We start from the raw sequence: 25,731 nt of genomic DNA, 5'->3' as shown, positions 1-25,731 counted from the left end.
GCTGCGCCTTCACCCAGGCTCGCGGAGTCAGGCGCGCGGGCTGTCCGTCCAGCGGGGCCCGCTGTCGTGGTGTCGGCAGGTGCCTTCTGCGGCGTGGTCGCCCCGGCTTGGGGCGGTGCGCGGTCGTCGCGCCGCGGACCGTGGACGGCCGCGTCCCGCATGCGATCGAGAAAGTCAACCCGATCGTGCCGGCCGTCAGTGTGGCGGTCAGCCACGTTGAGGACGCCGACTTCGTCCCCGCGCAGCGCCGGACTGGCGCTCGTCCCAGGCTGCTTCAGCGTGCGCCCTCGCGGATGTCCCAGCTGCCGTCGCCGGGAAGGCGGGGTGGCTTGAGCTTCTCCAGGCGCGCGTGCAGCCACGCGATGCGGCGTTCGGCGCCTGCGCCGCGGATGCCGAACGTGATGCCGTTTCGGCGTCCACGGTGTCGGCATTCGCGATCGCCGGCGGCTTCGTCGAAGCTGTCGAGGACCTTCTCGTACAGCAGCGCGTCCGCGTTGCCTTGCGGGGCCAGGTTGTCCACGGTGAGGAAGTGCCATCCTCGGGCGACGTCGCCGGCCTCTGCCACGATGAGCTCCTCGGCCTGGCGCTGTGCGTCGTCCTCGGGGATGGAGGTCACCTCGCCACCGCCGGACCCGGGCCCCGTCGGACCGGCTCACGCCTCGGCGTGTTCTGAAAGGGTCGGCGTCCGTCGGCTGTCTGCGCGGCGCGTGGCGGGAGATCGATCCGGAGGGACCGCAAGGGACGCGGGACATGGGAGCTCATGTCGGCGGGCGCGGCGTCGGAGCCGTTTCGCGCAGGGACGAGAGCGAGGCTCCCGACGTGTCGGCGGCGTGGCCGACTTCCTGGCCGCTCTGCGCCGGCCCGGGTCACGGTCGGCTCGGGAGGCGGAGGAGGCCGATGACGTGGCCGTCGTGGTCGACCACGGGCCAGGTGGCCAGGCCGCGGGAGCGCATGACGGTTGCGGCGGTGTTCGCGGACATGTCGGCGGTGGCGAAAGGGGCGCGGTCGAGCACGGCGTTGCGGACCGGGGTGCGTTCGGTGTACCAGGAGCAGGACCGGAACGGGGCGAGGTGCTGACGGGTCAGCAGCCCGGCGCAGCGGCCCTCGTCGTCCCGGACGAGAAGGTGGTCCGCTCCGGAGCTGCGCAGGATGTCGCTCGCGGCGTCAACGGTGACGTCGTCGCTGATCTGCAGTTCGGGATACGTCATGAGGTCGCCGACCGTGGTGGTCGTCGCGGGGGCGGGGTCGATGGTGAGGGAAATGGCGGGCTCCTTCGTGCTGTTGCTCGTGGGCCTGGCGATGGGTCGCCGGAGCCGCGGGGTCGATGACTCCTGCTCGGGGGCGTGTGCTGACCGTCGCGGTCGAGAGCCGGTGGGCCTGCTATGCGGCGGGGGCGCCGCGTCGTGGCGCCGCCGCGCTGCGGGGGGTGTCGGCGCTGTGCGGGCCGCGGCCACGGTGGGCGGAGGTGCTGCTCCAGCGGTTCCGGCTCGCGGAAGGTTAGGTCCTTCAGGCGGCCCGGGGTGGCCACCACGACCTCCGCGCCACGGGTCAGCTCTCGGGCCTGCGGGTTGATCGACATCCCGCCCACCACGGTCGCCATCCGCAACCGCACAGCGTCCGCGTAAGGGGTGAGGGCCTCGGTGACCTGTCGCGCCAACTCCCGGGTGGGCACCAGCACCAGGGCCAGCGGCCGGCGCGGCCGGGCGCGGCGCCCGGTGGTGCGGGCCAGCACGGCGAGACCGAAGGCGAGGGTCTTGCCCGAATCCGTGCGGCCACGGCCCAGCACGTCACGGCCGGCCAGCGCGTCGGGCAGCGTCGCGGCCTGGATCGGGAACGGCGAGATGACGCCGTTGCGGGTCAGCGCCCCCAGCAGTGCGTCCGGCACGTCCAGCTGGTCGAACGAGTCGACCGGAAGGACGGGGGCGGTGTTCGGCCGGGCTCGCGAACTCGCCCTGTGCCGAGGGATCCTGAGGTGCGTTCTGGTCCGGCGAGCGGTCCTTGTCCCCTGTGCGGAGGCTGGAGCCGGTGCTTTCGGCGCGGGATCGGGTGCTGCTCTCGGAGCGTGTGGTGGCGCGTTGGTGAGCGGGGCGATCAGAACGAGCCATGGGAGAACCTTCCTCAAGGGCGGCACGTCATGAGGAAGGCGCCGCGAGCGGAGGACGCCGACGAAGGCCACGGGAGGACGGGCCGAAACTGTCACGGGTGCGGCGTGAGCTGTGGATCTGTGGATCCGTGCGAGGTACGTCACCTGCGGCCGGCGCTCGCCGCAGTGGTGGGTGGTGGCATGGCCACCGGGCGCCCAGCGGGCTGGGACGTGCTGTGCTGTTTGTGGCGCAATGGCAAGAGGCCCGCACCGGGCACGAAACGCGGTGCGGGCCCCTCGCTGCCAGGCGGGTGCCACAGCAGAAGAACTACAGCGGACGAATGTTCTCCGCCTGCGGGCCCTTCTGGCCCTGCGCGACGTCGAACTCGACCTTCTGGCCCTCGAGCAGCTCACGGAAGCCGTTGGCGTTGATGTTCGAGTAGTGGGCGAAGACGTCCGGGCCGCCACCCTCCTGCTCGATGAAGCCGAAGCCCTTTTCCGCGTTGAACCACTTCACGGTGCCATTAGCCATAAAAACTATCTCCTTCAAGGGGCTGTCGGCAGCGAGCACACTGCACGCTGCGAGTCGCCGCGATGAGCACCCGCCCCGGCGGAAGCCGGGAAACAAAAATGCGCCTGCATACAAGAGCAGGCGCACACAAAGTTCATGGGAACCACTACTGCAACTACAGGCAGCTTAACAGGCTACGGCCCGTTACGCCGGGAATTTCGACCGCCAGTTTTCCGCGAAGATCGATCGCAGACGCCGGCTTGGCCTGATGGAGAATGAACACGCCTCGGGGCAAGGAGGGTTGAGGCGAAGTGGCGCCCGGTCCCCGGGAGGCGGCTGCGACGAGGGTGAGGGCCGCGGGCCATCGGCTGGGAAAGCCGGCGCCGCCTCCCGGGCGCCGCGGGCGATGCCTGAATTCGCGTCCTGCACTCGTATCTTCGGACGATCCGAAATCAAGCCTCGCCATGGGGTTCGCTCTCGGGGTTCGCGGCCCATGCTGAGGGCGATGAAGAAATCAGTAGCAGTACGCCGCCCCCTGCCCACCAGCCCCTTCAAGGCCCGGATCCAGGCGCCGCTCAGGCAGTTCGCACCAGGTGACCGCGTCACCCACGACCGCTTCGGCCTCGGCCGGGCCATCCGGGTCGAGAGCGACGGGGCGGTGCTGTTTCAGGCCGGTTGGGCGATGGCCTGCCGGGGAGTGTGGGTGCGCAGCGGAGATGTGACGGCGGCGTAGCAGGATCCGCCCGCTCGGGTGAGGTCTGTCGTCAGCAGGGGCGCGGCCATGCTCCGTTGCGGCGCCGGACGGGCGCGTCCGTCCGCGTGTCAGTGCGCTCCGTCGCGGATGTCCCGATGCTCGCTCTCAGCGCAGGCACGCGGGGCAGGGGTGGCGGTGGGCCAGGGCCTCACCGAGCGGGACCAGGACGACGGCGGAGGGGCCGCCGTCGTCCAGACACGCCACGTCCTGGGCAGCCAGGAACATCTTGCAGTCCTCGCGGGAGTGGTACGTGTCGCTCGCCTTGGTGGTGATGACGACTTCCGGGGTGGGCATGGTGGGTTACTCCTCGTGGGTTACTCCTCGTAGTCCTTGCGTCCTACCGCAGGGAGCGGCACAGGCATGTGCGCTCAGCCTTCGGCACGAGGGGTCTGGACCTGCCGGGCGCGAACATGGATGTGATCGCGAGGTGCCGTCGCCGAGGCGAGTGCGGGACCGTCGCTGACGAGCGATCGGGCGCTCTGCTGGTTGCCGGGATGCGCCGCGGCGGTCATCAGCTGCTTTGCCCGCCAGGGGGCGCTTGCCGGTGGCACGACGAGCAGCTCCCACTCCCCGATACGGTAGGAGAAGACCGTGATCGCATAGGGATCGTGGCCGGGGTCGTACCAGTTCACGCGCACGTCGTGGGATCCGGCCGAGAGGCTGCGGGGCAGCTGGGTCCAGGCGGTCTCGTGGACGACAGCCCGGGTGATCCGACCCCAGATCCCGTCCAACTCCGCAATCAAATCGGGGAGTTGCTCGAAGAGGTTGCGTGAGTACGGCCACCAGGCGCCGGCGAGTCGGGACCGGGGACCGTCGGGGCTCAGGGACAGTCGCAGCGGCGGTCGAGCCTGCGGAGCAGCAGTGGTGGGCGCGGCGGTGGTGTTCGTACTCATGAGGGTGACGGCCTCTCGGTCGTGGGCCGGGGTGCGCTGAGGTTGGCGGGTCGCGGCGGGCGTGCAGGCGGCGTCGGCGTGCAGTCGTGCGGCATGATCACCGCCCGCGTGTCGGCGGTCCGTCAGGGGCGATGCCCTGTGCGGCGGACCGTCAGGGGCGCTGCCCTGTGCGGCGGACGGTACTGCGGCGCCACTGGAGGCGCCAACGGTGTGCCTCGGCCGTCGTCTGCACGGTATGCCTGGCGTTGGCGAACTGGATCAGCAGCGCGCAGGCGCCGATCATGACGGCGAGGGCCAGGACGGTGAACAGCGTTGTCATCTCTGTCGCCGTCCCTCGGACACGTGCCCCCGGCCGACGGGCATGATCAGCGGAGGTGCCGGGGCTGCGCCGCCTTCGGACTCCCAGGCGGCCTCGGCCCCGGCCTCGCCGGGCGGTGCGTCCGTGTTCCGGTGGTGGCTGTCCTCGGCGGCGAGCAGGGCGCTCGCGCGCGTTGAGCCGGCCGGGTCGGCGGCGGCGGTCATCAGTCGCGCGGCGGACTGCGGGTCGGTGTGCGGCGGGACGACGAGCAGGTCCCAGCGGCCGGTGCGGTACGAGAGGAGCAGGAGCTTGTGCGGGTCCTGCTCGGTGGTGAACCAGCCGACCTTGACCACGTGTCCGGGGACCGGAACCTCGCGGGGCAGTGACTGCCAGTGGCGAGGGTTCACGTTGATCCTGGTGATCCGCCCCCACATCCGGTCCAGCGTGGGGATGAGGGAGGGCAGTTCGCGAAGGAGATCCTCGGAGTGCGGCCACCAGGCGCCGTCCAGGGCGCCGACGGGGAGGCCGCCGCCTCCGGCGGCAGGCCGGAGCGCGAGGCGCAGCGCGGTCGATTCCGTGCGGGGCGGGGGGAGGGCGACCGAGGGTGGTCGCATGAGTGACACGGACATGGTGCGCGTCCTGTCTCCGGACCCGCGCGCAGGCCCGGTGTCGGCGTTCGCCGAGAACGACAGGGGCACTGCAGCCGGTGTTCGGAAAACCCTCGGTACCTTCACCCTACTCCGCGGGGGGCCGTAAGGGACCGATCCCGGGTCGCCGATTCCGGCGTGCCCGGGCAGGCCGCGCCTGCATCGGGCTTCGCCCGGCGTGGCCGCCGGCAGCCACGCCACCCCGCCGCACGGGAGTAGCGTGGAAGCGGCTCCGAAGCTGCTGGGCGCGGCGTTCCTCGTGTAAGCCTACGCAGCCCGCACCCGCGGCGCCTCGCGGTGGACAGGCGGTGTTCCAGTGGACAGGCGGTGTTCCATGAGTGTCGATCCTTCCACTCCGGCAGCAGGAAGGCTGCTGCCGGACACCAGCGAGTGGCCGCAGGCACCCGGTGCGGTGGTGCTGCGGCTGGAGACGACCGCCTCCCGGCTGGGGGCTCACGACGGTGCCTGGTGGCCGCGCTCCCGCGACCTGGCAGCGGAGCTTCCGGCGCTGATCACGGCGGTGGCAGAGCAGGTGGGCCCCGTCGAGAGAGTGGGCCTGGACGCCGACGCGTGGGACGACGTGCCGGGGCGGATGACCGTCGGCGACCGCGTGGTCCACATCGACTGGTTCCCGGTCGGCGACGACACGGTGATCCTCACCCGCGGCGCCCACGACCACTTCCTGCTCCTGGTCGTCCCTCCCGATGCGGACCCCGAGGCTGCCCACGCCGCCATGGCCGCGGCGGTGCTGGCGGGTGTACCGGACTCGGCACGGCAGATCTTCGTCAAGACCGGCATCACACCTGCCGCGTGACCCGTTGACGCCCGGGCCCGTGCCCGCGGGCGGGGCCGGAATGCGGGCCGGCGGCTGGTTCCGTCGGACGTCCGGGCAGGCGGCTGAACCGAGACCGGCAGACGATGGAGGTCCCAGGACTACGACTTCCGGGGACTGACCATGGCCGTGTGGCACGTGCGTGACTTCACTCCGGACGATCTCGAAGCGGTGGTGCGGCTCGACGGCGAGAGCGCCGGCGCGGACCCGCCGGCTGTCTTCCGTCTCTCGGAGGTCGTGGCCGCGTTGCAGGCCCGGAATCCGAGCGTCGTCGCGGTTGCCGACGGACATCTCGTCGGCGCGGCGGTGGGCCGCGTGGACGGGGACCGCGCCTGGGTGCTGCGTATCGCCCTTCATCCGGCCTGGCGCAACCTGGGCCTGGGCACCGCGTTGATCACCGCCCTGGAGCACCGCCTCCAGTCGGTCGGAGCCAGGATCGTCGCAGCGGTCCTGTCGGCCGGGGCGACCGGCGCCACGGCGCTGGGCAACTCCGGCTTCCGCCCCCAGCAGGGCCTGACGTACTTCGAGAAGGTCGCCGCGGTGAGCGCACAGGGCTCCGCGGTTCTCGCTTCGCTCGGGGGATCGGTACCCGATGCCGATCTCTGGGGGCAGCTGAGGGGGATGACCGAAGAGAAGCGGCTCATCGAACGGCGCCTGGTGCTCCCGCTGGCCAACCCCGAGCTCGCGGAGGAGCACGGAGTGGAGCCGCCGCGAGCGGTGGTGCTGTTCGGGCCGCCTGGAACGGGCAAGAGCACGTTCGCCCGAGCGGTGGCAGGACGGCTCGGCTGGCCGTTCGTCGAGCTCTTCCCCTCCCGGCTCGCCCTGGAGGGCGGGCTCGCGACGGGGCTCGGCGACCGTTTCGGGCAGATCGCGGAGCTCGACCACGTGCTGGTCTTCATCGACGAGGTCGAGGAGGTCGCCGGCACACGCAACCTGGCCGATCCGGCCTCGGTCGGCGTGGTTAACGAACTGCTCAAGTCGATCGTGCGGTTCCGTGAGCGTGACGCCCGGCTGCTCGTCTGCGCCACCAACGCGGTCGCCGCCCTGGACCCGGCCTTCCTGCGGCACGGCCGCTTCGACTACATCCTGCCCGTCGGACCGCCCGACCGGCAGGCCCGCATCGCGCTGTGGACGGGCTACATCGCCAAGACGGGCACCGACGCCGACACGGCGGCCCTGGCCGCGGCCAGCGACGGATTCACCCCCGCTGACATCAAGCAGGTCGCCCGGGGAGTCGCCCAGACCGTGTTCGAGCGAACCCTCGACAGCGGGGAACGGGCACGTCCCACCACCGAGGACTACCTGTACGCCATCAGCCGTACCCGGGCGACCGTGAGCGAGGAGATGGCACTGGAGTTCGCCGACGACACGATCCGGTACGGCCGGACCTGAGCACTCGCGGCGCGGGCGGCCGCCAGGGCCCGCACGGCCGACTCTGCCGCCTCGGCGAACAACATGCCCGTGCCCCACCGCGTTGGTACTCCTTCGGGTGCACGATGGAAGGGACACACCCTGATCTCCGAATCGGCATGCCCTCCCCTGTGGATTCCCCTTCGGCCCGGGGCGACGTCGCGCCGAGGTCCGCTCGTGGCCCCGGAAGCGGCCGGCGCCTGGAGGAGCAGGTCGCCACCGGTGGCCCGATCGGATCCTGAGGGGGTGCTGTCGACCGAGGAGATGACCATGTTCGGTTATCGAGTTCCTGCCCCGGACCAGGCGATGCTGATCTCCGGAGGGCAGCGTGGCATGGGGGCGGCGCCGTTCCGGGTCGTGACCGGCCACGGCGCGTTCGTGCTGCCGGTCTACCGGAAGACGCGCTTTCTGACGCTGGCGATGTGCGAGGCGGAGGTCGACGAGACCTGCGTCACCCACCAGGGCATCGCACTGACGGTGCGCGCGGTGATCGCGTTCAAGGTGGGCAACGACAAGGAGAGCATCATCAACGCCGGCCAGCGGTTCCTGTCGGATCAGGACCAGATGTCGGTGCTCACCGGCCGGATCTTCGCCGGCCACCTTCGCTCCATCATCGGTTCGATGACCGTCGAGGAGATCGTCACCGAGCGGCAGAAGCTGGCCACGGAGGTGCTGGACACCTCCAAGGCCGAGATGGCCAAGATCGGTCTGATCGTCGACTCGCTGCAGATCCAGTCGATCGACGACGGGCAGACGGGCTACATCGCGGCGATGGCCGCCCCGCACCAGGCCGCGATCCAGCGGCAGGCGAAGATCGCCCAGGCCCAGGCGACCCAGGCCTCCGCCGAGGCGGAGCAGGCGGCGGCGCGGAACCAGGCCGAGTACGCGCGGCAGACGGCCGTCGTGAAGGCCCAGTACAACGCCGAGGTCGACCGCGCGCAGGCGCAGGCGGCGCAGGCCGGGCCGCTGGCCGCCGCACACGCCCAGCAGGAGGTCCTCACCGCGCAGACCGAACTGGCCCAGCGCGCCGCCGAACTGCGCCAGCAGCAACTGGTCGCCGAGGTCGTGCGCCCCGCCGAGGCGGAGGCCGAGCGGATCCGGGTGCTGGCCCTGGCCGACGCCGAGCGGATGAGGATCCAGGCGGAGGCGGCGGCGTCCAACGACCGGGTCGCGCTGGACCGGATGCTGATCGACCAACTGCCGCTGATCGTCAAGGAGGCGGCGGGCGGCCTGGCCGGTGCCAACGTCAACGTCCTCAACGGCGCCGACGGCCTCGGCGAGATCGCCGCGGGGTTGGTGGGGCAGGGACTGACCATCCTGGACTCGGTCCGGCAGAACCTCACCGCGACCCGCACCCCGACCGACGGCGAGGGAGCAGCAAGGACCCGGCGACTGGGCCCGGTCGACTGACAACCCGCCGGAGTCGGTTCAGCCCTTCTGCCGGCCGGATGGCGGTCGGCCACTGCGGTCGACTTCCGCCGTCGCATCGGGTTGTTTGACGGCGTCTCCGTGCCACTCGACCAGAAAGAGGCTCGCGTCGTCCGTCGTGGCACCGCCTCGTTCCTCCATCAGGGCGTCGGAGAGGCTCCGGACCATGGCCCGGACGCTCCCGCCGCGGGGGCCGACGCGTTCGACGGTGGCGATCAGTCGTTGCTCCCCGAACAGCTCACCGCCCGCCCGGTGCTCCTCGACGAGGCCGTCGGTGTAGAACAGCACGCGGTCGCCGCGCCGCAGCCGCCGCCGACTGATCTGCGGTGTGTCCCCGCCGAAGCCGACCGGAAGGGTCCCGGGGCTGTCCAGTGTCTGGAGCACGTGGTGGCCGCGGATCAGCAGCGGTGCCGGGTGCCCGGCGTTGACCCATTCCAGGTCCCCTGTTCCGACGTTCAGACGCATCATCTGGGCCGTGACGAAATGGTCGGGCCCGAATTGCTGGTCGATGGCGGCATCCATGTACGCGTACAGTTCGGCGAGCCCCACACCCGCGCGCCGCGCGTGCCGGTAGGCGCCGATGGCGACCGTCGCCAGAACGGCGGCGTTCAGGCCGTGGCCCATGGCGTCGATCATGGCGAGATGCAGGATGTCGTCGTCGAGCGCGTAGTCGAGGCTGTCCCCGGCGATGTCGTAGGCCGGTTCCAGGATTCCGGCGACGGACACCTGTGGTGTGGTCATCGCCAGCGGTGGCAGCAGCGACCACTGGATCTCCGCTGCCAGGCTCATCGGCGCCCGACGGCGGGCCCGGGCGAACTGGTCCGTGTACCCGTTCTTGGTGGTCAGGATGTCCGCGACCAGCGCCGCCAGCCGGCGGAGCAGTGCGCGGTCGTCGTCGTTCACGTCGGCCAGGGTGACTGCGAGCACGCCTCCGGGGTCACCGTCCGGCAGGGGCATGAACATCCGGATGCCTTCGGCCTGCGGGGACTCGACGGTGGTCGTCCGCAGGAAGGCTTCACCGGCCGGGGAGCTGCCGATGGGTACGGGATCTCCGGCGACGAGTCCCCGGCCCGGCAGCGGCACCAGCATGACCTGGCCGTAGTCGGGCAGGAGGATGGAGACGTCCCGGCCGCCGACCGCCCGCGCGGCCTCGGCCACCAGGGGAGCGACGAGCTGCGGCGGCATGCCTCGCGCCTGGTCCAGCAGCTGTCCCAGCAGACCCTCGCCGAATCCCTCGGATCGGTCCATCGCGGCCCTGTCGCTCTTCCTCTGCCGGCTTCACGGTGAGCATGCGGTTCGCCCGCCCGACCTCTCGCCCCCGCTCCGTCGCGGGACCCGCGGACGCTCTGCGGTGTCCTCCTCCGTCCCAGCATCACATCGGCTCGCGCACCGGACACTCCGGCCGGGCCGAACGCGCGGGCACGTCAGCCGGTCAGGGCCGCCAGGCCGGTGTCCGTCGCCGTGCAACTCCAGCCTGGGCGGCTGCCCCGGAAGCGCGAGGTGACCCGCCCGTCCAGGTCCCCCGGGTGCGACCCGCCGTGCCCGGCGGCACTCTGGACCGGGGACGCCCCACGTCAGGAGAACGGGATGGGTACAACGGCCGACCAGGTGGAGACGCGGATCTCCGTTCGGGAGAACAGCCCCGGGGCCGACACGGTCCTGGACGTCCGGATCACCGCGGACGCCGGGACTGCCGGACGGATCGCAGCCCTGGTCCGGGAGGCATGCGCTCCGATCCTGCGCGGCGATGGCTCCACCGAAGCCCAGGAACACGAGGAGACCCGGGTTCGGCAGTCCTCGGACGGCATCGCCCGGCTCGAACTCGTCTCCCAGGACCTGGCGCTGCTCGACATGATCCGGAAGCACGTCGGCGCCGTCTACACGACCTCGCCGGACAGCGACCGCGCGTCCGCACACGGCACCGTGCGCCTGGTGGTCCTGCGTGAGATCGACGGTCCGGCCGCCGCCGACTGAAACCCGACACCTTGGCGTCCCGGGACCTGCCGGCTGCGCGGCCTCGAGGGTGGCCGCCGCGCAGCAGGAGTTCGATGCCCCGCTGCTCGCCGACGCCAACCCGGAGCGCCGGCGTCCCGGCCGGTGCCGGGTGCCGGGGGCCGGGTGTAGGCGGCGAGCGGACCGTGGAGCGGAAGCCGCCGGCACCGTCGCTCGGTCGCTCAGCTGCCGCTGCCCAGTTGCTCGGCGCTGATGACGCCCAAGGCGAAGCCGTCCGCGTCGATGACCGGCCAGACGTGTGCGTCGTGCTCCCGCATGGCCTTGGCGACGGCGTCGATCGGGGTGTCGGGGTGGGCGAAGGGCTCGAGCGGGCGCACGAGGTCGCGCAGTCGGGCGTGCTGGCTGTACCAGGGCTGGGACAGGTAGCCGCTGAGGTCGTCCTTGGTGACGAGGCCGACGCAGTGGCCGTCGTCGCCTCGTACGAGGAGGTGTTCCACGTGGGCGCTGTGCAGGATGTCGAGTGCCTTGTCGACGGCGGTGTGGTCGCTGACCTGGAGGTCGGCGGGGACCATCACGTCGGCTGCGCGGCGGCGGTCCGCGGACGTGTCGAGGGTGGACGCCATCAGGGTCTCCCTTGGTGCTCGGGGTCGCTCCAGGCTTCGACGCTCTCGAGGGTGGCCTGGCCACAGGTCGGGGCCGGGTCAGGGTTCGGGCTGTGTGTCGACGCCTGGGCGGAGGGATCCAACAGGGGTGGGCGGGTGGCGCGTCCTGACGTGCCTACGGGAGAGGCGGACCTCGCACCGCGGCTGCCGTCGCAGGCACAGTCCCCTCGGTTTCATGCTAACCGGGCGGTCTCCTGGCCGGAGGGGGCCGACCGGCCCCCGGGGCCGCCGACCGGACCCGCGTTCCCGGTCCGGGCCCTGTCGTCGGTCGGCCAGGGGTGCCGCCCGTAACCTGGAGGCAGCGGCCGTGGTGTGCGGTGCTCCCCGGGCGCATGGTGAGGCGCAGGGGTGGACCTCCGAGCCTCGGACTTCCATCCATGCCGACGGCAGGAGCGGGACGTGGACTTCGTCGTCGTCGTGGAGATCCCCCAGGGATCCCGCAACAAGTACCGGATGGACCACGGTCTCGGGCGCATCCGGTTGGACCGGATGCTCTTCACCTCCACCCGCTACCCGGCCGACTACGGTTACGTCGAGGGCACCCTCGGGCTGGACGGCGAGCCGCTGGACGCACTCGTCCTGGGCGGCGATCCCACCTTCCCGGGGGTCCTGATCCACTGCCGTGCGCTCGGCATGTTCCGTATGAACGACCAGCGCGGCGAGGACGACAAGGTGCTGTGCGTCCCGGCCACCGACCCCCGTATGGGCCACCTGCACGAGCTGGACGACGTGCTGGCCCACGACCTCCGGGAGATCCAGCACTTCTTCGAGGTCTACACGGACCTGGAACCCGGCAAGTCGTTCGACGGAGCGTCCTGGCTCGGCCGTCAGGCCGCGGAGCAGGAGATCACCGCGGCGCGGTCCCGGCCGGACGGCCCGAGCGCACACTGACCACGGGGTTCTTCCGTGACGGGGGCTGGCGATGGCGGACGGCTCGCGGGCACCTTCCAGGCGGCGCGCGCCTACTCCGAGCACATCGCCCCGATCCACCTGCGCTCCCGCCAGGAGATCGCGGCCCTTCTGGACGGCTGGGACCCCGTGGAGCCCGGACTCGTCCCCATCCCCGACTGGCGCCCGGACCAGGCCCCCGCCGGTCCGGCCTCCGCCCACCGGCACGGCCTGGCGGTCGTGGCATGCACCCCCCGGACAGCGACGAGCCGAGGTGATCGGATTCGGGCTATGGGCCAGGCGGGTGACATGCCGCGCCCCCGGGCGGCGCACGACGCCACCCGGGCGGGTCGGCCTCCTATCGTGGGCCGGGAGCGGGCGAGGAGACGGGGCGTGAGGTGAGCCGAGGGGGCATCGACTACCAGGCGGTGTTTCAGGCACTTCCGGGGATGGTGGCGCTGCTGACACCGGATCTGGTGTACACGGACGCGAACGAGGACTTCGTGGCCAACTCCGGCCGGAGCCGGGAGGAGCTGATCGGCCGCTACCTGTTCGATGTCTTCCCCGACAACCCGAACGACCACGCGGCCAGCGGGACGCGCAACCTGGAGGCGTCGCTGCGCCGGGTGCTGGCGACCGGGGAGCGGGACACGATGGCGCTCCAGCGGTACGACGTGCAGTCGACGGAGCACCCCGGTGAGTGGGAGGAGCGGTTCTGGAGCCCGATCAACGCCCCGGTTCTGGACGCCGAGGGCCGCGTCGTCCTGCTGGTGCACCGGGTGGAGGAGGTCACCGAGCTCATCCACGCCCGCGGCCGGGCCGCGGCCGGCGGCCGGTCGCAGGTGATGGAGGCGGAGCTGTACACGCGCTCCCGGGAACTGCAGGACGTCAACGAGCGGCTGCGCCTGGCCCACGCCCGTGAGCGCGAGGTCGCGCTCGCACTGCAGGAGGCGATGCTGCCGACCCCGCGCCTGACCGACCACCACCGGGCTGCGGTGCGCTACCGGCCCGCCGTCGGCGCGCTGAACGTGTGCGGGGACTGGTACGACCTGGTCGAGCTGCCGGGTGACCGCATGGCGGTCGCGGTCGGCGACGTGGTCGGGCACGGACTGGCTGCCGCCTGCGTGATGGGACAGCTGCGCAGCGCGCTCAGCGCCGTCTCCCGCGTGGCGGCCGGCCCGGCCCAGGCCCTCGACGTCCTCGGCCTGTACGCCCGCGCGGTCGACGGCGCCGAGTCCACCACGGCCGCGTCCGTCCACGTCGACTGGACCAGCCACACCCTGACCTACAGCAGCGCCGGACAACTCCCGCCCGCCCTGGCGCGGGCGGACGGAACCCTGGTCTTCCTCGACCGGGCCACCGACCCGCCGCTCGCCGCCCGCCCGGAGCACCTGCCCCGCCCCCAAGCCGGCCAGGCCTTCACCGGCGGGGACACTCTCGTTCTCTACACCGACGGCCTCGTCGAACGCCGCCACGAGGACATCGGCACGGGCCTCGACCGCCTCGCCCGCTCCCTCGCCGCGCACCGCGTCCTGCCGCCGGAGCAACTCGCCGACGCACTCCTGCTCGACCTCCTCCCCACCCCGGGGGCCACAGACGACACCGCCCTGGTCGTCCTGCGCCTGTGACGGCCGAGTGGGAAGCCTGATCGGCTGTCAATACCGCAGAGCCACAAAACCGTCAGCCGAGGGTGGCGGGGCGAGCAGTTGGGCGGAGGTCCTGTGGTTGCCGCGGACGGAGGCACCGGCCATCGCGGAGGACGCCGTGTCCGCGTCCGTGGCCGGTGGCACGACCAGGAGCAGGACGTGGTCCTGGAAGCCGCGGGTGAGACTGATGGTCCAGTCGCAGCCCGGGAACCAGCTGATCCGGATCGCACGGCCGTCCACCGTCACCGTGCGGGGGACCTCGTCCCACGCCACGGAGTCGAGGCCGACCCGCAGGACGCTGCCCCCCAGGTGGGCGGTCAGCGCGGTGACCAGGTCCGGCAGCTCGACCCGGACATGGCGCGAGCGCGGCCACCAGGCGCCGTCGAACATCCCGGTCCGCGACAGCGTGGCCTCGAGCAGCAGCCGGGGCAGGAGCGGAGCGCCGAGCGCGTCCACCCGCAGAGGAGGGGGATAAGAGGAGAGGTCCATCGGCGCCATGTGAGGTCGCCCGTCCGGTCCGCGATCGGACCTGCCATGACCCAGGGCGGCACCAGCGCGAATGTTGGTGGGAAGCGCTTCCTCGGCTACCTCCACCCTACTCCGTCACCCTGCTCCGTCGCCGCGGATGCCATGCGGAGCAAGAACCTGCGGGTATGGCCCGTCATCGACTACGACGACCTCATCCCGGGTGTCCTGACCACGCGCCGCGCCCACGCCATGCCACTCGCCCTGCAACCGTCCTGAGGGGGCCTGCACCAGGCCGCGCATCAGTCCTCCCAGTGCACCCCCGACACCGCATGCACGGGCAGGGAGTAGTGCGGGGCCGCCGAGCCGGGCACTCGGACGTGGATCCAGGCGCCGTGGACCCAGACGGCCAGACGCATGTTCCCGCTGAACGTCCGCCCGTTCACCTCCACATCCCCGGCGAAGCGGACGATGGCCGGTCGGTAGGGGTCCTCGTGCGGTTCCATGCGTCCAGCCTCCCGCGACCGCAGGGGCACCGCACGCCAGGTGCTTCCTGCGACCGTGGCGATGCGTTGATCAACGCCGGCGGTGAGACATTCGATCTCGGGCGGGCAAAGGACGCTGAACCGTCATCGGCCCTCGCACCCGAACCGTCCGCCAGGACAGCCGGGCGCGGATGCCAGAAGATGTTCCTGGGCAGCCGGGACTTCCCCGGACTTCCCCGGGCTTCCCCTGGGCGGCCGGGACCGCCGGCGCGGGGTTCCCGTCGCACCACCACACGTACTGTGCCGCAAACCCGGTAAGGGCCGAGGGCGAAGGAGCCCGCTGTGAATACTCGCGCGAACACGTGGGCGACATGGACCACCGAGGGCATCTTCTCCGGGCATGGTGGAGTGCAGACGGAGGAGGGGGACGTTCTCCACGGCGAGTTGACGGTGCACACCACCTGGAGCGGCGGCGAGGCCGGCATCACGGTGCAGTACGTGGGGGCCGAGGAGTGGTACACGCTGCAGGGCAGTCCACTTCCGGCGGGCGACGAGGAGACCGCGCGGAGCCTGCACCAGGCAGCGGTGAAGACGGTCCAGCGGGGGCGCGGGGCGTAGCCGGGCAAGGTGGTGCGTCGCCCGATCGAGGCAGACCGCCGGCCGTGGGTGCGGGCGCGACGCGCGGGTAGATGCCGGTCGTGCCGAGAGGCGATGCCCTTCATCACGCCGGACGCACCCTGCGGTTGCGCGCGGCGGATCGCGGCGCGGCTGACGATCCACGGCGGTGACCTGATGGTCCGGCCCCCAGGTGCGAACGACCGGTGACGCGGCACGGCGTCACGGTGGGGCAGGCGGGGCGAGTGCGCCCTGACCGGGGCGCTACGTGGTGAGTTCGTCGAGGAGGGCATCCAACTCCCGGCGGCGTTGCCGCCGGTGCCAGGGCCGCCACTGGCCGCCGAGTTCGCGTGCTCCCCGTGGTGCGGGGACGATCAGGACCGGGCACCCTGCCCGGGAGACGCAGCGCCGGGCGACGGACCGTCTGGGCGGCCACCACGGGTGACGCCGCTGCGGTGCGGCGACGACGAGCAGGTCCTCGTCGCGGCACGCGACCGCCATCAGCGCCTGGTGGAGGGGAACGCTCTCGGCCTCGATGGACACCACCACGTCATGTGGCACACCGCCCATCGCCTGGTCGAAGACATGCCGGGCAGTCGCCAGTGCGTTCCTCCTGAGCGCCGACCGGGGATCCTCCGTCGCGAAGGACTGCGGGTCCATTCCGGTGTTCCAGGTGTTCCACCCCCCGTTTCCCGGTTCCGGTGGGGGCGAGTACGTGCGGACCGCTCGCACCTCCATGCCGCGGAGACGTGCCGTCTCCACCGCCTCGCGCAGTGCCCGCAGCCCGGCGAGCGAGTCGTCCACACCGACCACGACACGCCCGATGTCCCGCTCCCGCACGGTCGATCACCATCCTCGCTCGATGCGACCCGGCGTCACCGACGGTGAGTTCCTTCCCTGTTCAGGCCTCGCTGCCTGACCAGTGCCATCGCGGTGAGCAGCATCCACCAGGCCGCGTCCGCCAGCAGGACCGTGACGGCCAGCAGTAGCGCGCCCGCGCTGTGCACGGTGAACGCCACGGCGAGCAGGACGGCGGCGAGCGCCAGCCCGGCCGGCCCGACCACGCGGCGGAGACCGCGGTGGTGGTGTCGCGGCGGAGCCCAGGCATGGAAGCATTCCAGCAGGTGCACCAGATCGGGTTCGCTCGCGCGCAGGTGTTCCTCGATGTCGGACAATGTGCGTCGCTCGTGCTGGGAAAGCATCGTGTGCGCCTCCCACGTTCCGGTTCTGAGACTCGAGCGACGACAACAGGTTCGCGCGGAACCGTACGCGGCCACTCCACAGCCACTCGCACGTCTGCGCCGGGCGCCAACGGCAGGGGATCACCACACGGGCTCCGCCCGCTGCACGTCGGTGGTCGACGGCGGCCGGCAATCGAACCAGCCCGGTCGGGCTTCCTGAGAGCAGCCGTGGCCGGGCGCGGCCGGGCAGCTGCGTCGCCCGCGCGATGCGCGTGCCCCCGAAGAGTCCGCACAGACCGACATCTCCCGCCACTCCCGCCGAACGCCCGGACGGTGCGTGAGCGGACCGCGTATGGCCTTGACGGGCGGTGATGCTGTTCGCGGACACCCGGACTCCTCGGCTGTCGCGTCTGGGACACCGCCGGGGTCTGGGGCAGCTGGAGTGGTCGCCGCTGAAGTGGCCCACTCAGTCGGTCCGGCCGAGGCGTCAGAGCACGGGGCTTCGGGCGCTCGAACCCGCCGACAACGCATATCCGCTATCGACTCTACGCCGCGCTGCGGCAGCCGGATACCGAACAGAATGCCCCGGAACCGCCGAAGCACCGGTCGGCGTGGCCGGAGGCACCGCCGCCGGTTCAGTCCACCGTGCCGTCGTCGGAACCGCGCACGACGAGGACCGGGCAGGGCGCGTGCTGCACGCAGTGCTGTCCGACCGAACCCAGCAGAGCTCCGGCGAACCGTCCGTGCCCCCGGTTTCCCACCACCAGGAGCCTTGCGCCGCGGGCGGCGTCCAGAAGGACGGTGGCGGCGTCGCCGTGTGCCACCCGGGTCCGGATCCTTGCCGGCGGGTCGGGGCCGACGACCTCGTCGACGGTGTCGGCCAGGATCTGGTTCGCGATCTTCTCGAAGTCGTAGGCTTCCGACTGCGGGGGCGTCCAGCCGTACCAGGCCGACGGGTAGTCCCAGGTGGTGATCGCCTCGACCGTGCCGTCCGTCAGCTCTGCCTCCCGGACCGCCCACAGGAGTGCTGCTTTCGAAGGCCCGGATCCGTCGACCCCCACCACGATCCGTCGTGCGGACATCCGTTCGTCTTCCATGACGCACCGCCTCGGTAGTGGAGCAGCCCCCTCACCACTCTCCCCGGCGAAGCACGGTGGAGCCACCCCGGGTCAAGCGACGGGCCGGCGTCCATGGCCGTGAGCGCCGTCAGCAGTCCGCTCCGGTGCCTTCCGGGGACAGCAGGGGGGTGTCGGTGCAGGCCAGCGCGATCAGTCGGGCCAGGACGGGTCTGGGGTGGTGCAGCCGCAGGGACGCTCCAGCCGCGGCGGCCTGGTGGTAGGCCTGCAGAAACGCGCTCAGCCCGGTGCAGTCGCAGAAGTCGACCCGGCTGAGGTCGACGTCGATGGCGTGCACACCGTCGGCCAGGCACCGGGACAGTGCGTGGCGCAGGATCGGTGCGGAGGCCATGTCGATCTCGCCGACCAGGGTGATCTCGGCCCTGTCGTTGCAGTCGTGCCGTTCGACGGTGAGTGTCCCCGGCGGCAGCGATTCCCCGTGCTGGGGCGGCGGGCGATGGCGGACCGCCATCGGTCGGGCGGTGATGCGGTTCGTGGACATCCAGATCTCCTCGGCCGTCTCCTCTGGGACGCCGCCGGGGTCTGGGGCAGCTGGAACGATCGCGCGGAAGCGGCCGGCTGGGTCGATCGGCCCAGGCGCCTCAACACCGGGCGCTCGCATGCTCGGACCAGCCAAGAACAGGTCTTCCACTACGGACTGTACGGCCTGCCGGAGCAGAGCGGAACCGCCCTGCCGAGGTTGCCCGGATCCTGAGGCTGCGGGAGCTCTCGGTCGGCGCGGAACGGCAGCGGGCCCTGCGCGTTCTCGGCGACCCCTGCGAGGGCACGGAGGAGGGTCAGGAGGATGGCAGGGGGCCCAGTGTTTCCGTGCCGTCGACGAAGGCCCGTGCCAGTTCGGACAGCGGCCGGTTGTGCGCGCGGGCGTAGCCGCGCAGGGCGGTGAAGGCCTGCTCCATGTCGATGTCGAGGCGTTCGGAGAGCTTGCCCTTGGCCTGTTCGATCAGGACCCGGCTGTTGAGGGCCGTCTGCAACTGTTCGTTGAGCAGGGTGCTCCGTGCGGCCGAGCGTTGCTGTAGCACGCTGATGGTGGCCACGTCGGCCAGTGCTTGCCCGAGGGGGGCTGTGGCCTGCCCGAAGACGCCGGGGTCCGCGCTGAACAGGTTCAGGGCGCCGACCACTTCGTTGCGCAGCCGCATCGGCAGTGCCTGCACCCCGGTGAAGCCGCGCAGACGGGCCTGCCGGACGAATCGCGGCCAGCGGTGTGCCTGGCCTGTCAGGTCGGGGACGGTCACCACGGTGTTGCCGTGGAAGCACTCCAGGCAGGGACCTTCGTCGTTCTGCAGCTGGAAGAGTTCCAGCAGGCGCACCTGCTCGTCCGAGGCTGCCATCACCCTCAACTCGCCGTTGCGGTCCGCGAGCAGGACGCCGGCCGCGCCGGCCCCCAGCACCTCGACGCAGCGGTCGGTCAACAGGCGAAGGAAGTCGATGAGGTCGAAGTCGGCGACCAGGTTGTCGGCCAGCTCGACGAAGGTCCTGGCGAGCAGTTGTTCGTCCATGAGGATCACCCTGGTTCGAGAGTAGACCGATTCGGCGCGTGCGGGCGGTGCTTCGGGGCTCAGGCCGGAGGCCGTCAGGCCGTCCGGTCCGGCTCGTCGTCGGGCGGGAACCTGAGCCGGCGGTCCACCACCGCCGCGGCGACGGCGGACAGTCGCTCGCCGTGCGCATAGGCGTAGGCGCGCAGTCGGAGGAAAGCCTGTTCGATTCCGACTCCGAGCTGTGCGGTGAGCATGCCGCTGGCCTGGTCGATCTGCGCGCGGTAGCCGTCCGGCGCGTCGCCGTCGCCGATGGTGAGGCCCTCGCGTCGTGCGGTCAGGGTGCCGAGCAGGACCTGGGTGGCGCTGTCGGCGAACCCCATCGCGTCCGCCAGCTCGTCGGGGCTGAGGTCCAGCGGCGTCGGGGCGTACAGGTCCAGCACGCCGGGGCGGATGGCGCCGAGCTGGAGCGGGAAGGAGTAAACGGCACCGGCGCCGGCCTCCGCCGCGGCGGAGGCGAACACCGGCCACCGCACCTGCGCCCGACCGCCACGCAGGTCCGCCGTGGACACCGAGGTCTGCCGGGTGAACGCATCCATGCACGGCCCCTCGCCGAGCGTCAGTTGGAGTTCCTCCAGCTGCTCGCTGATGTCGTCGGTGCTGCACAGCGGATAGCTGGCCACGGTGGGTGACATGGCCGACAGGCCTGCGCCGCCGACCGGCAGCGCGGCCACGGCCGCCGTGCACACATCGACCACGGCGATCGTGGCGCCCCGCCGGCCGGCCTCTTCCGCTACGAGGATCGCGATCCGCGCCGCGCGGTTCATGGGCATCATTCACCACCTGGGGGACGGCGGCACCCGGTCGAAGTGGGCTTCGACCGGGTGCCGCCACCCTTGGCTCTAGACGGCCTCGGTGACCCTCTCGGGAGAGGAAGGAGCCGAGTTCGCCGATGGTGCAGCGTCGGCCCAGAGCGGTTCCTTCGAGGAACGCGCCGAACTGGGCAGGCTATTGGTGGGCGGGGTGGCGGCCGAACAGGTGCAGTCCGTGGCGGGCGCCGTTCGACGGCGCCGGTTCGGCGCCCGGTGCTCCGTTACCGCGTGGCGGTGGGGTGGTGGGCTGCTGCTGGCTGATCAGGTCGTTGCGCTGGCCTTCGAGGTCGTCCCGTTGCCGGGTGAGGTCGTCGCGTTCCCGGCCGGCGGACGCGCTCTGGGCGAGGGCGGAATCGCGTTGCTCGACCAAGTCGTCGTGGGCTTTGCCGGCGGCGACGGTCTCACGGCGGGAGTGCCGCAGTTCATGACGTGCCGCCATGCCGCGGCGGGAGGTGCGGCGCGCTCCGGCGAGGAGCATGCCCAGGCCCAGCATGGCGGCCGCGCCGACGATGATGCCGAACAGGAACAGGGTGCCCGTGGAGCCCGTCATGTGGTGGCCGAACACCGAGAAGGCGCCGTTGACGGCGTGCGCGCTGCCGGTGTTGGTGAAGATTCCGGCCACAGCCACGATGGCCGCAGCGATCAGGATGATGAGGCCGAGAATAATGATCATGAGGTGCTCCAGAGGGCTGCGGTCTGCGTGTGGTCCGGGTGTGATCGCTCGGGGTATCTGTTGATCAGGTGTCCGACTCGGCGGCCCAGGAGCGTGGTGCACTCGTCTGCGGTTCGGGTTGCCACCGGCGGTGGCCCTCGGTGCAGGTGGGTCGGGCCCGTGCAGGCGGGCGGCGCAGCCTGTGTGCCGGGTTGGGGTGCGGTGCCCATGCGGCGGTGATGGACTGCCGCGAGGGGTCGAGTCCTTGACGGCCAGGCCACGCGTTCGGACGGACCGTCGAACCGGGAGCCGTCGACCAACGTCGAGGCGCGGGTTACACGGCGGAGGGGGTGAGGACGGTGACCTGCGCGTCGCCGGTACCGGTCTGTATGGCGGCGACGCCGGCCAGGCAGGCGAGCTCGGAGGCGAAGGATGGGCTTGTGGCGATGGTCTTGCCGTCGACGTTCGTCAGCCGGAAGCGCCATTCTCCGGAGTTGTCGAGGTAGACCTCGAAGGTGCTGGTCATGACTTTCACCTCGTGGTGATTGCTGGATGCGGTCGGCGTCCGGCGACGGCGGGCCCGGGGGTATGGGGGCGAGGGGCGGTGTGCGTGGTCATGAGGTCGGCTTCTCTGGTCGGTAGTCCGGAGTGGGCCGTTCCGGGTCAGATCCGGGTGAGGGGTTCGTCGGTGCGGGTGGGTGTGGGCCAGGTGGCGGCGCGGGTGCGGGCTACGTCGGCGCGCAGGCGGGCCCTGCCCGGTTCGCCGACCGGAGGGGCCTGCGAGGGCAGCATCGGCAGCGTGGACTCGAAGCCGTCCTGGGCGGGGACGGGGTGGAGCAGGGCTTGCAGGAGTTCGGCATCCGAGGGTGCGAGCCCGCGGTAGGTCTCAGGAGGGGTGGGGGCCGGGCGGGACTGGGTTTCGAAGAAGCGGAGCATTTCGACGGGGAAGGGCATCACGAGGGTGCTGTTCTTCTCCGCGGAGACGTCGACGACGGTCTGGAGCAGTCGGAGTTGGAGTGCGCCGGGGGTGTCGGCCATCACGGCGGCCGCTTGGGAGAGTTTCTGGGAGGCCTGGAACTCTCCGTCGGCGGCGATCACCCGGGCGCGGCGTTCGCGTTCGGCCTCGGCCTGCTTGGACATGGAGCGCATCATCTGGTCGGGCAGGGCGATGTCCTTGATCTCGACGCGTTCGATGCGCAGTCCCCAGGGTTCCTCGGTAGGGGCGTCCATGACCTGTTTGAGTTCGGTGTTGATATGGTCGCGGTCGGACAGCAGGGTGTCCAGGTCGGCGCGGCCGATGACGGAGCGCAGCGAGGTCTGGGCGATCTGGGAGACGGCGTGGGGGTAGTTGTTGACGTTGACCAGGGCTTTGACGGGGTCGATGACGCGGAAGTAGACGACGGCGTCGACGGTGACGGTGACGTTGTCGGCGGTGATCGCTCCCTGGGTGGCGACGCCGAGGACCTCGGTCTGCACGGAAACTTTCCGCATCCGGTCGCCGATCGGGCGAATCAGTCGCAGGCCCGGGTCGCGCATGCCCGGCAGGAGCCGGCCGAAGCGGAACACGACGCCCTTCTCGTACTGCTGGACGGTGCGCAGGCTCAGCGAGACCAGGATCAGCGCGGCGATCGCGAGGACTACCGCGACAGTGATCAGGATGATCACGATGTTCACATCCTTCGATGGTTCGTCACGCTCCGCTGCGAGGACGGGTGCCCCGGCGCAGATTGCGTCGGTTCGCGGAGCGAAGCAGGATCAGGAGCAGCACCACGGCCGGCAGCCACAGCCAGTGGGCTGCGGAAGCGAATGCGAGCAGGGCCATCAGACAGACGACGAGCCACGCAATCACAGCGGGGTTGTCAAGGCGCATCGGTGGGGCCGTCGGTGCGTATGGCGGACGGCCGTCAGGGACGACCATTCGCGTGCCGGGCGGCAGCGCCTCGCCGTGGGAGGTGCCAACGGCGCGGCCGGACTGTCGTCGGCAGCGCGGTATGCCGGGCGTTGGCCATCTGGATCAGCACCACGCAGGTGTAGATCCAGATGGCGAGCACGAGCAGGGTGGGGAGCACTGTCATCGTTCTCACCTGCCTGAGGACACGTGCATGCGGCCGATGGGCATGATCAGCGGAGGTGCCGGGGCTGCGCCGCCTTCGGATTCCCATGCGGCTTCCGCGCGGGTGTCGCGGGTCGGGGCGTCGGTCGCGTCGTTGACGCTGCGGTCGCGTTCGGCGGCGAGTAGGGCGCTCGCGCGCGTTGAGCCGGCCGGGTCGGCGGCGGCGGTCATCAGTCGCGCGGCGGACTGCGGGTCGGTGTGTGGCGGGACGACGAGCAGGTCCCAGCGGCCGGTGCGGTACGAGATGAGCAGGAGCTTGTGCGGGTCCTGCTCGGTGGTGAACCAGCCGACCTTGACCACGTGTCCGGGGACCGGAACCTCGCGGGGCAGTGACTGCCAGTGGCGAGGGTTCACGTTGATCCTGGTGATCCGCCCCCACATCCGGTCCAGCGTGGGGATGAGGGAGGGCAGTTCGCGAAGGAGGTCCTCGGAGTGCGGCCACCAGGCGCCGTCCAGGGCGCCGACGGGGAGGCCGCCGCCTCCGGCGGCAGGCCGGAGCGCGAGGCGCAGCGCGGTCGATTCCGTGCGGGGCGGGGGGAGGGCGACCGAGGGTGGTCGCATGAGTGACACGGACATGGTGCGCGTCCTGTCTCCGGACCCGCGCGCAGGCCCGGTGTCGGCGTTCGCCGAGAACGACAGGGGCACTGCAGCCGGTGTTCGGAAACCCTCGGTACCTTCACCCTACTCCGCGGGGGGCCTTAGGGGGTCGATCCCGGGTCGCCGATTCCGGCGCGGCCGCCGGCAGCCACGCCGGAATCAGACTTCGCCGGGGTGCGGGTGGTCGCCGCCTGAGGAACGTTCGGGGAGCGGACCTGGCGGCTCGGGGACGCGTGTGGTGTCCACGGTCAGGTGAAGTCTCGTTCCGGTCCCGTCCGGGCCCGCCGGGTAGCTGCGCTGCTCGGTGCTGACGAAGGCGCTGCGCAGCAGGAGCGCGACCTGGCGCGCGGCGCCGGGGGTGGCGGCGATGATACGGACGTCGGCGTGGCCGAGGGGCGGCAACGGTTCGTCCTGCACAGTTCCTCCGTGGCGTCCTGTGGCGGGGCCCCGGCGCGGCCCGACAGCAGCCACGCTACTTCGGCCCCACCGCAGTAGCGTGGAATCCGGCCCTGGAGCGGCTGGGCGCGTCGGCCTCCTGGCCGACCGGCGTCGGGCGTCGGCTGTTGAGTGACGTTGCGGCAGCAGCTGATCGCGGACGTCGCGCGGCCCGCGGACGCGGAAGGGGGGCGGATCCTGGTGCCGACGCGGTGAGCGGAAGCCTGGGGTGTCATCCGTTCCTCGGGCAGCGGGTTTGCGGGCGGCGACACTCCGCTGGCATCGGCCGCGTCCGTGCCTGCCGGAGTGTCGCGGTTATGGTCGGAGCATGGCCCGTACCCGGCTGTACCGCAGCGGCACCCTGGCCCTCGAGGGTTTCCCGGTGAGCGAGGTCTCGCGGTATCTGGAGGAGCCGAACGCCGTCGTCTGGTTGGACCTGTGCCGACCGGAGCCGGCCGACTTCGCGGAGGTGGGCGAGGAGCTCGGGCTTCACGAGCTCGCGCTCGAGGACGCCGTTCACACCGGAGAGCGGCCGAAGCTGGACAGTTACCGATCCCACCAGTTCCTCAGCGCCTACGCGGTTTCCGTCGCGTCCGACGGCGTGAGCCTGGTGACCAGTGAGATCGCCGTCCTGATCACCGCGGACGCCCTGATCACCGTCCGCAAGGACGCCGGTCTGCCAATCGACGAGGTGCTGGCCCGCTGGGACCGGGCGTCTGCCACCTCGGCATCGGGCGTGGGCCTGCTGCTGCACGGCCTGCTGGACTACCTGGTGGACGGGCATTTCGCCGCTGTGCAGCATTTCGACGACCGCATCGAGGAGCTCGACGAACTGCTCTTCGGAGAGGCACGGAAGCAGATCGAGGAGGTGCAGCGGCGCTCGTACCAACTGCGCAAGTCGCTGGTCCGTCTGCGCCGGGTGGTGCTCCCCATGCGGGAGGTCGTCAACTCGCTGATGCGCCCGGACCTGGGGGTGGTCCCGGAGCCGCTGATGCCGTACTACCGCGACGTCTACGACCACGTGCTGCGCGTCACCGAGTGGACGGAGTCACTGCGGGACATGCTCACCTCCGTGGTGGAGACGAACCTCTCGGTCCAGGCCAACCGCATGAACATGATCATGAAGAAGGTCACCAGCTGGGCGGCGATCATCGCCGTCCCGACCGCGATCACCGGCTTCTACGGACAGAACCTGCCCTACCCCGGCTTCGGACAGCGGTCGGGCTTCCTCGTCTCCAGTCTCGTCATCGTCGCCCTCTCGGTCCTGCTGTACGTGACGTTCAAACGCAAGGACTGGCTTTGACCACCGCTGCCACCGGCCTCAGCCGGACCTCGTCCTACGGACGGTGATCAATTGCGACCCTGATCCACTGTTCGTCGTGGACCCTCGTGGCCGGCGTTGAGCCGTTCCGCCGTCCGGGCTGCGACCAGGTGCAGCGATGCTTCGAACGCTGCCTGTCGGAGCCTGCCCAGTTCGGCGCGTTCCTCGAAGGAACCGCCGTGGGCGGACGCCGCGTCCGGGAACCTGGCGCTGTACGCCTCCAGTGCGGCCTTCGCCGCGCGGGACCGGGCTTCGTGCTCGGCGATCGTTGACACGGCACAGAGTCTAGAACCGTTCCTATTCAGTGTGCAGGAGTGAGCTTTGGGCCCGATCCTGGTTCACTGGCGCATTCCGAACGGTTTTGGATGCGCTGGTCGTCCGC

34 protein-coding genes and 1 pseudogene are annotated in these 25,731 nt (G+C 71.2%); 10 read left to right on the top strand and 25 right to left on the bottom strand.

The annotated features are described in order from the left end of the window. Window positions 1–274: 274 nt before the first annotated feature. The 4 genes and pseudogenes from ABH931_RS19725 to ABH931_RS19710 all read right to left on the bottom strand — a co-directional run bounded on the left by ABH931_RS19725 (window position 275) and on the right by ABH931_RS19710 (window position 2,615). Window positions 275–616: a hypothetical protein gene (locus ABH931_RS19725; RefSeq protein WP_370114989.1), complete on the bottom strand. Its 342-nt coding sequence runs from the start codon at window positions 614–616 to the stop codon at window positions 275–277. Window positions 617–866: 250 nt separating this feature from the next. Further along, window positions 867–1,208 (bottom strand): CBS domain-containing protein, encoded by a 342-nt coding sequence (locus ABH931_RS19720; protein ID WP_370114987.1) that lies wholly within the window; start codon window positions 1,206–1,208, stop codon window positions 867–869. A gap of 260 nt (window positions 1,209–1,468) precedes the next feature. Further along, window positions 1,469–2,105, bottom strand: a pseudogene (locus ABH931_RS19715) (DEAD/DEAH box helicase); the annotation flags it as partial. Window positions 2,106–2,411: 306 nt separating this feature from the next. Beyond that, complete coding sequence (locus ABH931_RS19710; RefSeq protein WP_037603820.1) at window positions 2,412–2,615, bottom strand: cold-shock protein; 204 nt, start codon at window positions 2,613–2,615, stop codon at window positions 2,412–2,414. A 484-nt stretch (window positions 2,616–3,099) separates the two neighbouring features. On the opposite strand from ABH931_RS19710, the gene ABH931_RS19705 reads away from it, so the two are divergent. Continuing rightward, window positions 3,100–3,327: a hypothetical protein gene (locus tag ABH931_RS19705; protein WP_370114985.1), complete on the top strand. Its 228-nt coding sequence runs from the start codon at window positions 3,100–3,102 to the stop codon at window positions 3,325–3,327. 126 nt (window positions 3,328–3,453) lie between these two features. Here the strand turns inward: ABH931_RS19705 and ABH931_RS19700 are convergent, their stop codons facing one another. The 4 genes from ABH931_RS19700 to ABH931_RS19685 form a co-directional block, all read right to left on the bottom strand. After that, complete coding sequence (locus ABH931_RS19700; RefSeq protein ID WP_370114983.1) at window positions 3,454–3,642, bottom strand: hypothetical protein; 189 nt, start codon at window positions 3,640–3,642, stop codon at window positions 3,454–3,456. Window positions 3,643–3,716: 74 nt separating this feature from the next. Further along, the gene (locus ABH931_RS19695; protein WP_370114981.1) at window positions 3,717–4,241 is read right to left on the bottom strand and encodes a DUF5994 family protein; all 525 of its coding nucleotides are present in this window, start codon (window positions 4,239–4,241) and stop codon (window positions 3,717–3,719) included. Between the two features lie 151 nt (window positions 4,242–4,392). After that, complete coding sequence (locus tag ABH931_RS19690; RefSeq protein ID WP_370114979.1) at window positions 4,393–4,560, bottom strand: hypothetical protein; 168 nt, start codon at window positions 4,558–4,560, stop codon at window positions 4,393–4,395. After that, window positions 4,557–5,168 carry a DUF5994 family protein gene (locus ABH931_RS19685; RefSeq protein ID WP_370114977.1) on the bottom strand — a complete coding sequence of 204 codons (612 nt, stop codon included), beginning with the start codon at window positions 5,166–5,168 and terminating at the stop codon, window positions 4,557–4,559. Before ABH931_RS19685 ends, ABH931_RS19690 begins: the two co-directional genes overlap by 4 nt. A 352-nt stretch (window positions 5,169–5,520) precedes the next feature. On the opposite strand from ABH931_RS19685, the gene ABH931_RS19680 reads away from it, so the two are divergent. From ABH931_RS19680 to ABH931_RS19670, 3 genes are all read left to right on the top strand, one after another. Further along, entirely contained in the window at window positions 5,521–6,000 is a 480-nt protein-coding gene (locus ABH931_RS19680) for a DUF5994 family protein (protein ID WP_370114975.1), read from the top strand. 141 nt (window positions 6,001–6,141) lie between these two features. Continuing rightward, window positions 6,142–7,410, top strand: coding sequence for an ATP-binding protein (locus ABH931_RS19675; protein ID WP_370114973.1), 1,269 nt, complete (start codon window positions 6,142–6,144; stop codon window positions 7,408–7,410). 288 nt (window positions 7,411–7,698) lie between these two features. Then, the gene (locus ABH931_RS19670; RefSeq protein WP_370114972.1) at window positions 7,699–8,838 is read left to right on the top strand and encodes an SPFH domain-containing protein; all 1,140 of its coding nucleotides are present in this window, start codon (window positions 7,699–7,701) and stop codon (window positions 8,836–8,838) included. 18 nt (window positions 8,839–8,856) lie between these two features. Here the strand turns inward: ABH931_RS19670 and ABH931_RS19665 are convergent, their stop codons facing one another. After that, window positions 8,857–10,104, bottom strand: a complete 1,248-nt coding sequence (locus ABH931_RS19665; protein WP_370114970.1) for a PP2C family protein-serine/threonine phosphatase — start codon at window positions 10,102–10,104, stop codon at window positions 8,857–8,859. 339 nt (window positions 10,105–10,443) lie between these two features. Between ABH931_RS19665 and ABH931_RS19660 the strand changes: the two genes are divergently transcribed. Further along, the gene (locus ABH931_RS19660; RefSeq protein WP_370114968.1) at window positions 10,444–10,830 is read left to right on the top strand and encodes a hypothetical protein; all 387 of its coding nucleotides are present in this window, start codon (window positions 10,444–10,446) and stop codon (window positions 10,828–10,830) included. A gap of 200 nt (window positions 10,831–11,030) precedes the next feature. On the opposite strand, the gene ABH931_RS19655 is transcribed toward ABH931_RS19660, so the two are convergent. After that, window positions 11,031–11,432: a CBS domain-containing protein gene (locus ABH931_RS19655; protein WP_370114966.1), complete on the bottom strand. Its 402-nt coding sequence runs from the start codon at window positions 11,430–11,432 to the stop codon at window positions 11,031–11,033. 438 nt (window positions 11,433–11,870) lie between these two features. On the opposite strand from ABH931_RS19655, the gene ABH931_RS19650 reads away from it, so the two are divergent. The 3 genes from ABH931_RS19650 to ABH931_RS19640 are packed head-to-tail and all read left to right on the top strand — an operon-like array spanning window position 11,871 to window position 13,987. After that, on the top strand, window positions 11,871–12,362 hold the full coding sequence (locus tag ABH931_RS19650) for an inorganic diphosphatase (RefSeq protein WP_370114963.1): 492 nt from the start codon (window positions 11,871–11,873) through the stop codon (window positions 12,360–12,362). Window positions 12,363–12,377: 15 nt separating this feature from the next. Beyond that, window positions 12,378–12,761, top strand: coding sequence for an SAM-dependent methyltransferase (locus ABH931_RS19645; RefSeq protein WP_370114961.1), 384 nt, complete (start codon window positions 12,378–12,380; stop codon window positions 12,759–12,761). After that, on the top strand, window positions 12,758–13,987 hold the full coding sequence (locus ABH931_RS19640; RefSeq protein WP_370114959.1) for a PP2C family protein-serine/threonine phosphatase: 1,230 nt from the start codon (window positions 12,758–12,760) through the stop codon (window positions 13,985–13,987). The genes ABH931_RS19645 and ABH931_RS19640 overlap by 4 nt, the downstream gene beginning before the upstream one ends. Window positions 13,988–14,014: 27 nt before the next feature. Here ABH931_RS19640 and ABH931_RS19635 read toward each other — a convergent pair whose 3' ends face one another. Both ABH931_RS19635 and ABH931_RS19630 read right to left on the bottom strand, forming a co-directional pair. Beyond that, window positions 14,015–14,494: a DUF5994 family protein gene (locus ABH931_RS19635; protein ID WP_370114957.1), complete on the bottom strand. Its 480-nt coding sequence runs from the start codon at window positions 14,492–14,494 to the stop codon at window positions 14,015–14,017. A 278-nt stretch (window positions 14,495–14,772) separates the two neighbouring features. After that, on the bottom strand, window positions 14,773–14,976 hold the full coding sequence (locus tag ABH931_RS19630) for a hypothetical protein (protein ID WP_370114956.1): 204 nt from the start codon (window positions 14,974–14,976) through the stop codon (window positions 14,773–14,775). A gap of 321 nt (window positions 14,977–15,297) precedes the next feature. Between ABH931_RS19630 and ABH931_RS19625 the strand changes: the two genes are divergently transcribed. Beyond that, window positions 15,298–15,573, top strand: a complete 276-nt coding sequence (locus tag ABH931_RS19625) for a hypothetical protein (RefSeq protein ID WP_370114954.1) — start codon at window positions 15,298–15,300, stop codon at window positions 15,571–15,573. Between the two features lie 261 nt (window positions 15,574–15,834). Here the strand turns inward: ABH931_RS19625 and ABH931_RS19620 are convergent, their stop codons facing one another. The 12 genes from ABH931_RS19620 to ABH931_RS19565 all read right to left on the bottom strand — a co-directional run bounded on the left by ABH931_RS19620 (window position 15,835) and on the right by ABH931_RS19565 (window position 24,010). Further along, a complete protein-coding gene (locus ABH931_RS19620) occupies window positions 15,835–16,410 on the bottom strand; it encodes a universal stress protein (protein ID WP_370114952.1) in 576 nt (191 codons plus the stop codon). A gap of 35 nt (window positions 16,411–16,445) precedes the next feature. Then, a complete protein-coding gene (locus ABH931_RS19615; RefSeq protein WP_370114950.1) occupies window positions 16,446–16,772 on the bottom strand; it encodes a DUF3040 domain-containing protein in 327 nt (108 codons plus the stop codon). Window positions 16,773–17,386: 614 nt separating this feature from the next. Next, window positions 17,387–17,848: a universal stress protein gene (locus ABH931_RS19610; RefSeq protein WP_370114948.1), complete on the bottom strand. Its 462-nt coding sequence runs from the start codon at window positions 17,846–17,848 to the stop codon at window positions 17,387–17,389. Between the two features lie 109 nt (window positions 17,849–17,957). Then, window positions 17,958–18,368 (bottom strand): STAS domain-containing protein, encoded by a 411-nt coding sequence (locus ABH931_RS19605; protein ID WP_370114946.1) that lies wholly within the window; start codon window positions 18,366–18,368, stop codon window positions 17,958–17,960. Window positions 18,369–18,663: 295 nt separating this feature from the next. Further along, window positions 18,664–19,383, bottom strand: coding sequence for an ANTAR domain-containing protein (locus ABH931_RS19600; protein WP_370114944.1), 720 nt, complete (start codon window positions 19,381–19,383; stop codon window positions 18,664–18,666). A gap of 74 nt (window positions 19,384–19,457) precedes the next feature. After that, window positions 19,458–20,186 carry an ANTAR domain-containing protein gene (locus ABH931_RS19595; RefSeq protein ID WP_370114943.1) on the bottom strand — a complete coding sequence of 243 codons (729 nt, stop codon included), beginning with the start codon at window positions 20,184–20,186 and terminating at the stop codon, window positions 19,458–19,460. 181 nt (window positions 20,187–20,367) lie between these two features. Beyond that, on the bottom strand, window positions 20,368–20,904 hold the full coding sequence (locus ABH931_RS19590; RefSeq protein WP_370114941.1) for a hypothetical protein: 537 nt from the start codon (window positions 20,902–20,904) through the stop codon (window positions 20,368–20,370). Between the two features lie 313 nt (window positions 20,905–21,217). Beyond that, window positions 21,218–21,409 (bottom strand): YegP family protein, encoded by a 192-nt coding sequence (locus tag ABH931_RS19585; RefSeq protein ID WP_370114939.1) that lies wholly within the window; start codon window positions 21,407–21,409, stop codon window positions 21,218–21,220. 137 nt (window positions 21,410–21,546) lie between these two features. Further along, window positions 21,547–22,548, bottom strand: a complete 1,002-nt coding sequence (locus ABH931_RS19580; protein WP_370114937.1) for an SPFH domain-containing protein — start codon at window positions 22,546–22,548, stop codon at window positions 21,547–21,549. A 239-nt stretch (window positions 22,549–22,787) separates the two neighbouring features. Then, window positions 22,788–22,958 (bottom strand): hypothetical protein, encoded by a 171-nt coding sequence (locus ABH931_RS19575; RefSeq protein ID WP_370114935.1) that lies wholly within the window; start codon window positions 22,956–22,958, stop codon window positions 22,788–22,790. A gap of 5 nt (window positions 22,959–22,963) precedes the next feature. After that, entirely contained in the window at window positions 22,964–23,572 is a 609-nt protein-coding gene (locus tag ABH931_RS19570) for a DUF5994 family protein (protein ID WP_370114933.1), read from the bottom strand. A gap of 180 nt (window positions 23,573–23,752) precedes the next feature. Next, entirely contained in the window at window positions 23,753–24,010 is a 258-nt protein-coding gene (locus tag ABH931_RS19565; protein WP_370114931.1) for a hypothetical protein, read from the bottom strand. Window positions 24,011–24,356: 346 nt separating this feature from the next. Between ABH931_RS19565 and ABH931_RS19560 the strand changes: the two genes are divergently transcribed. Then, window positions 24,357–25,331: a magnesium transporter CorA family protein gene (locus ABH931_RS19560; RefSeq protein ID WP_370114929.1), complete on the top strand. Its 975-nt coding sequence runs from the start codon at window positions 24,357–24,359 to the stop codon at window positions 25,329–25,331. A 47-nt stretch (window positions 25,332–25,378) separates the two neighbouring features. Here the strand turns inward: ABH931_RS19560 and ABH931_RS19555 are convergent, their stop codons facing one another. Then, window positions 25,379–25,624, bottom strand: coding sequence for a hypothetical protein (locus ABH931_RS19555; protein ID WP_370114927.1), 246 nt, complete (start codon window positions 25,622–25,624; stop codon window positions 25,379–25,381). Between the last annotated feature and the right edge of the window lie 107 nt (window positions 25,625–25,731).

It is taken from the genome of Streptacidiphilus sp. MAP12-33 (assembly GCF_041261265.1).
GTDB lineage: Bacteria > Actinomycetota > Actinomycetes > Streptomycetales > Streptomycetaceae > Streptacidiphilus.
This window is presented reverse-complemented; position numbering and strand designations above follow the sequence as displayed.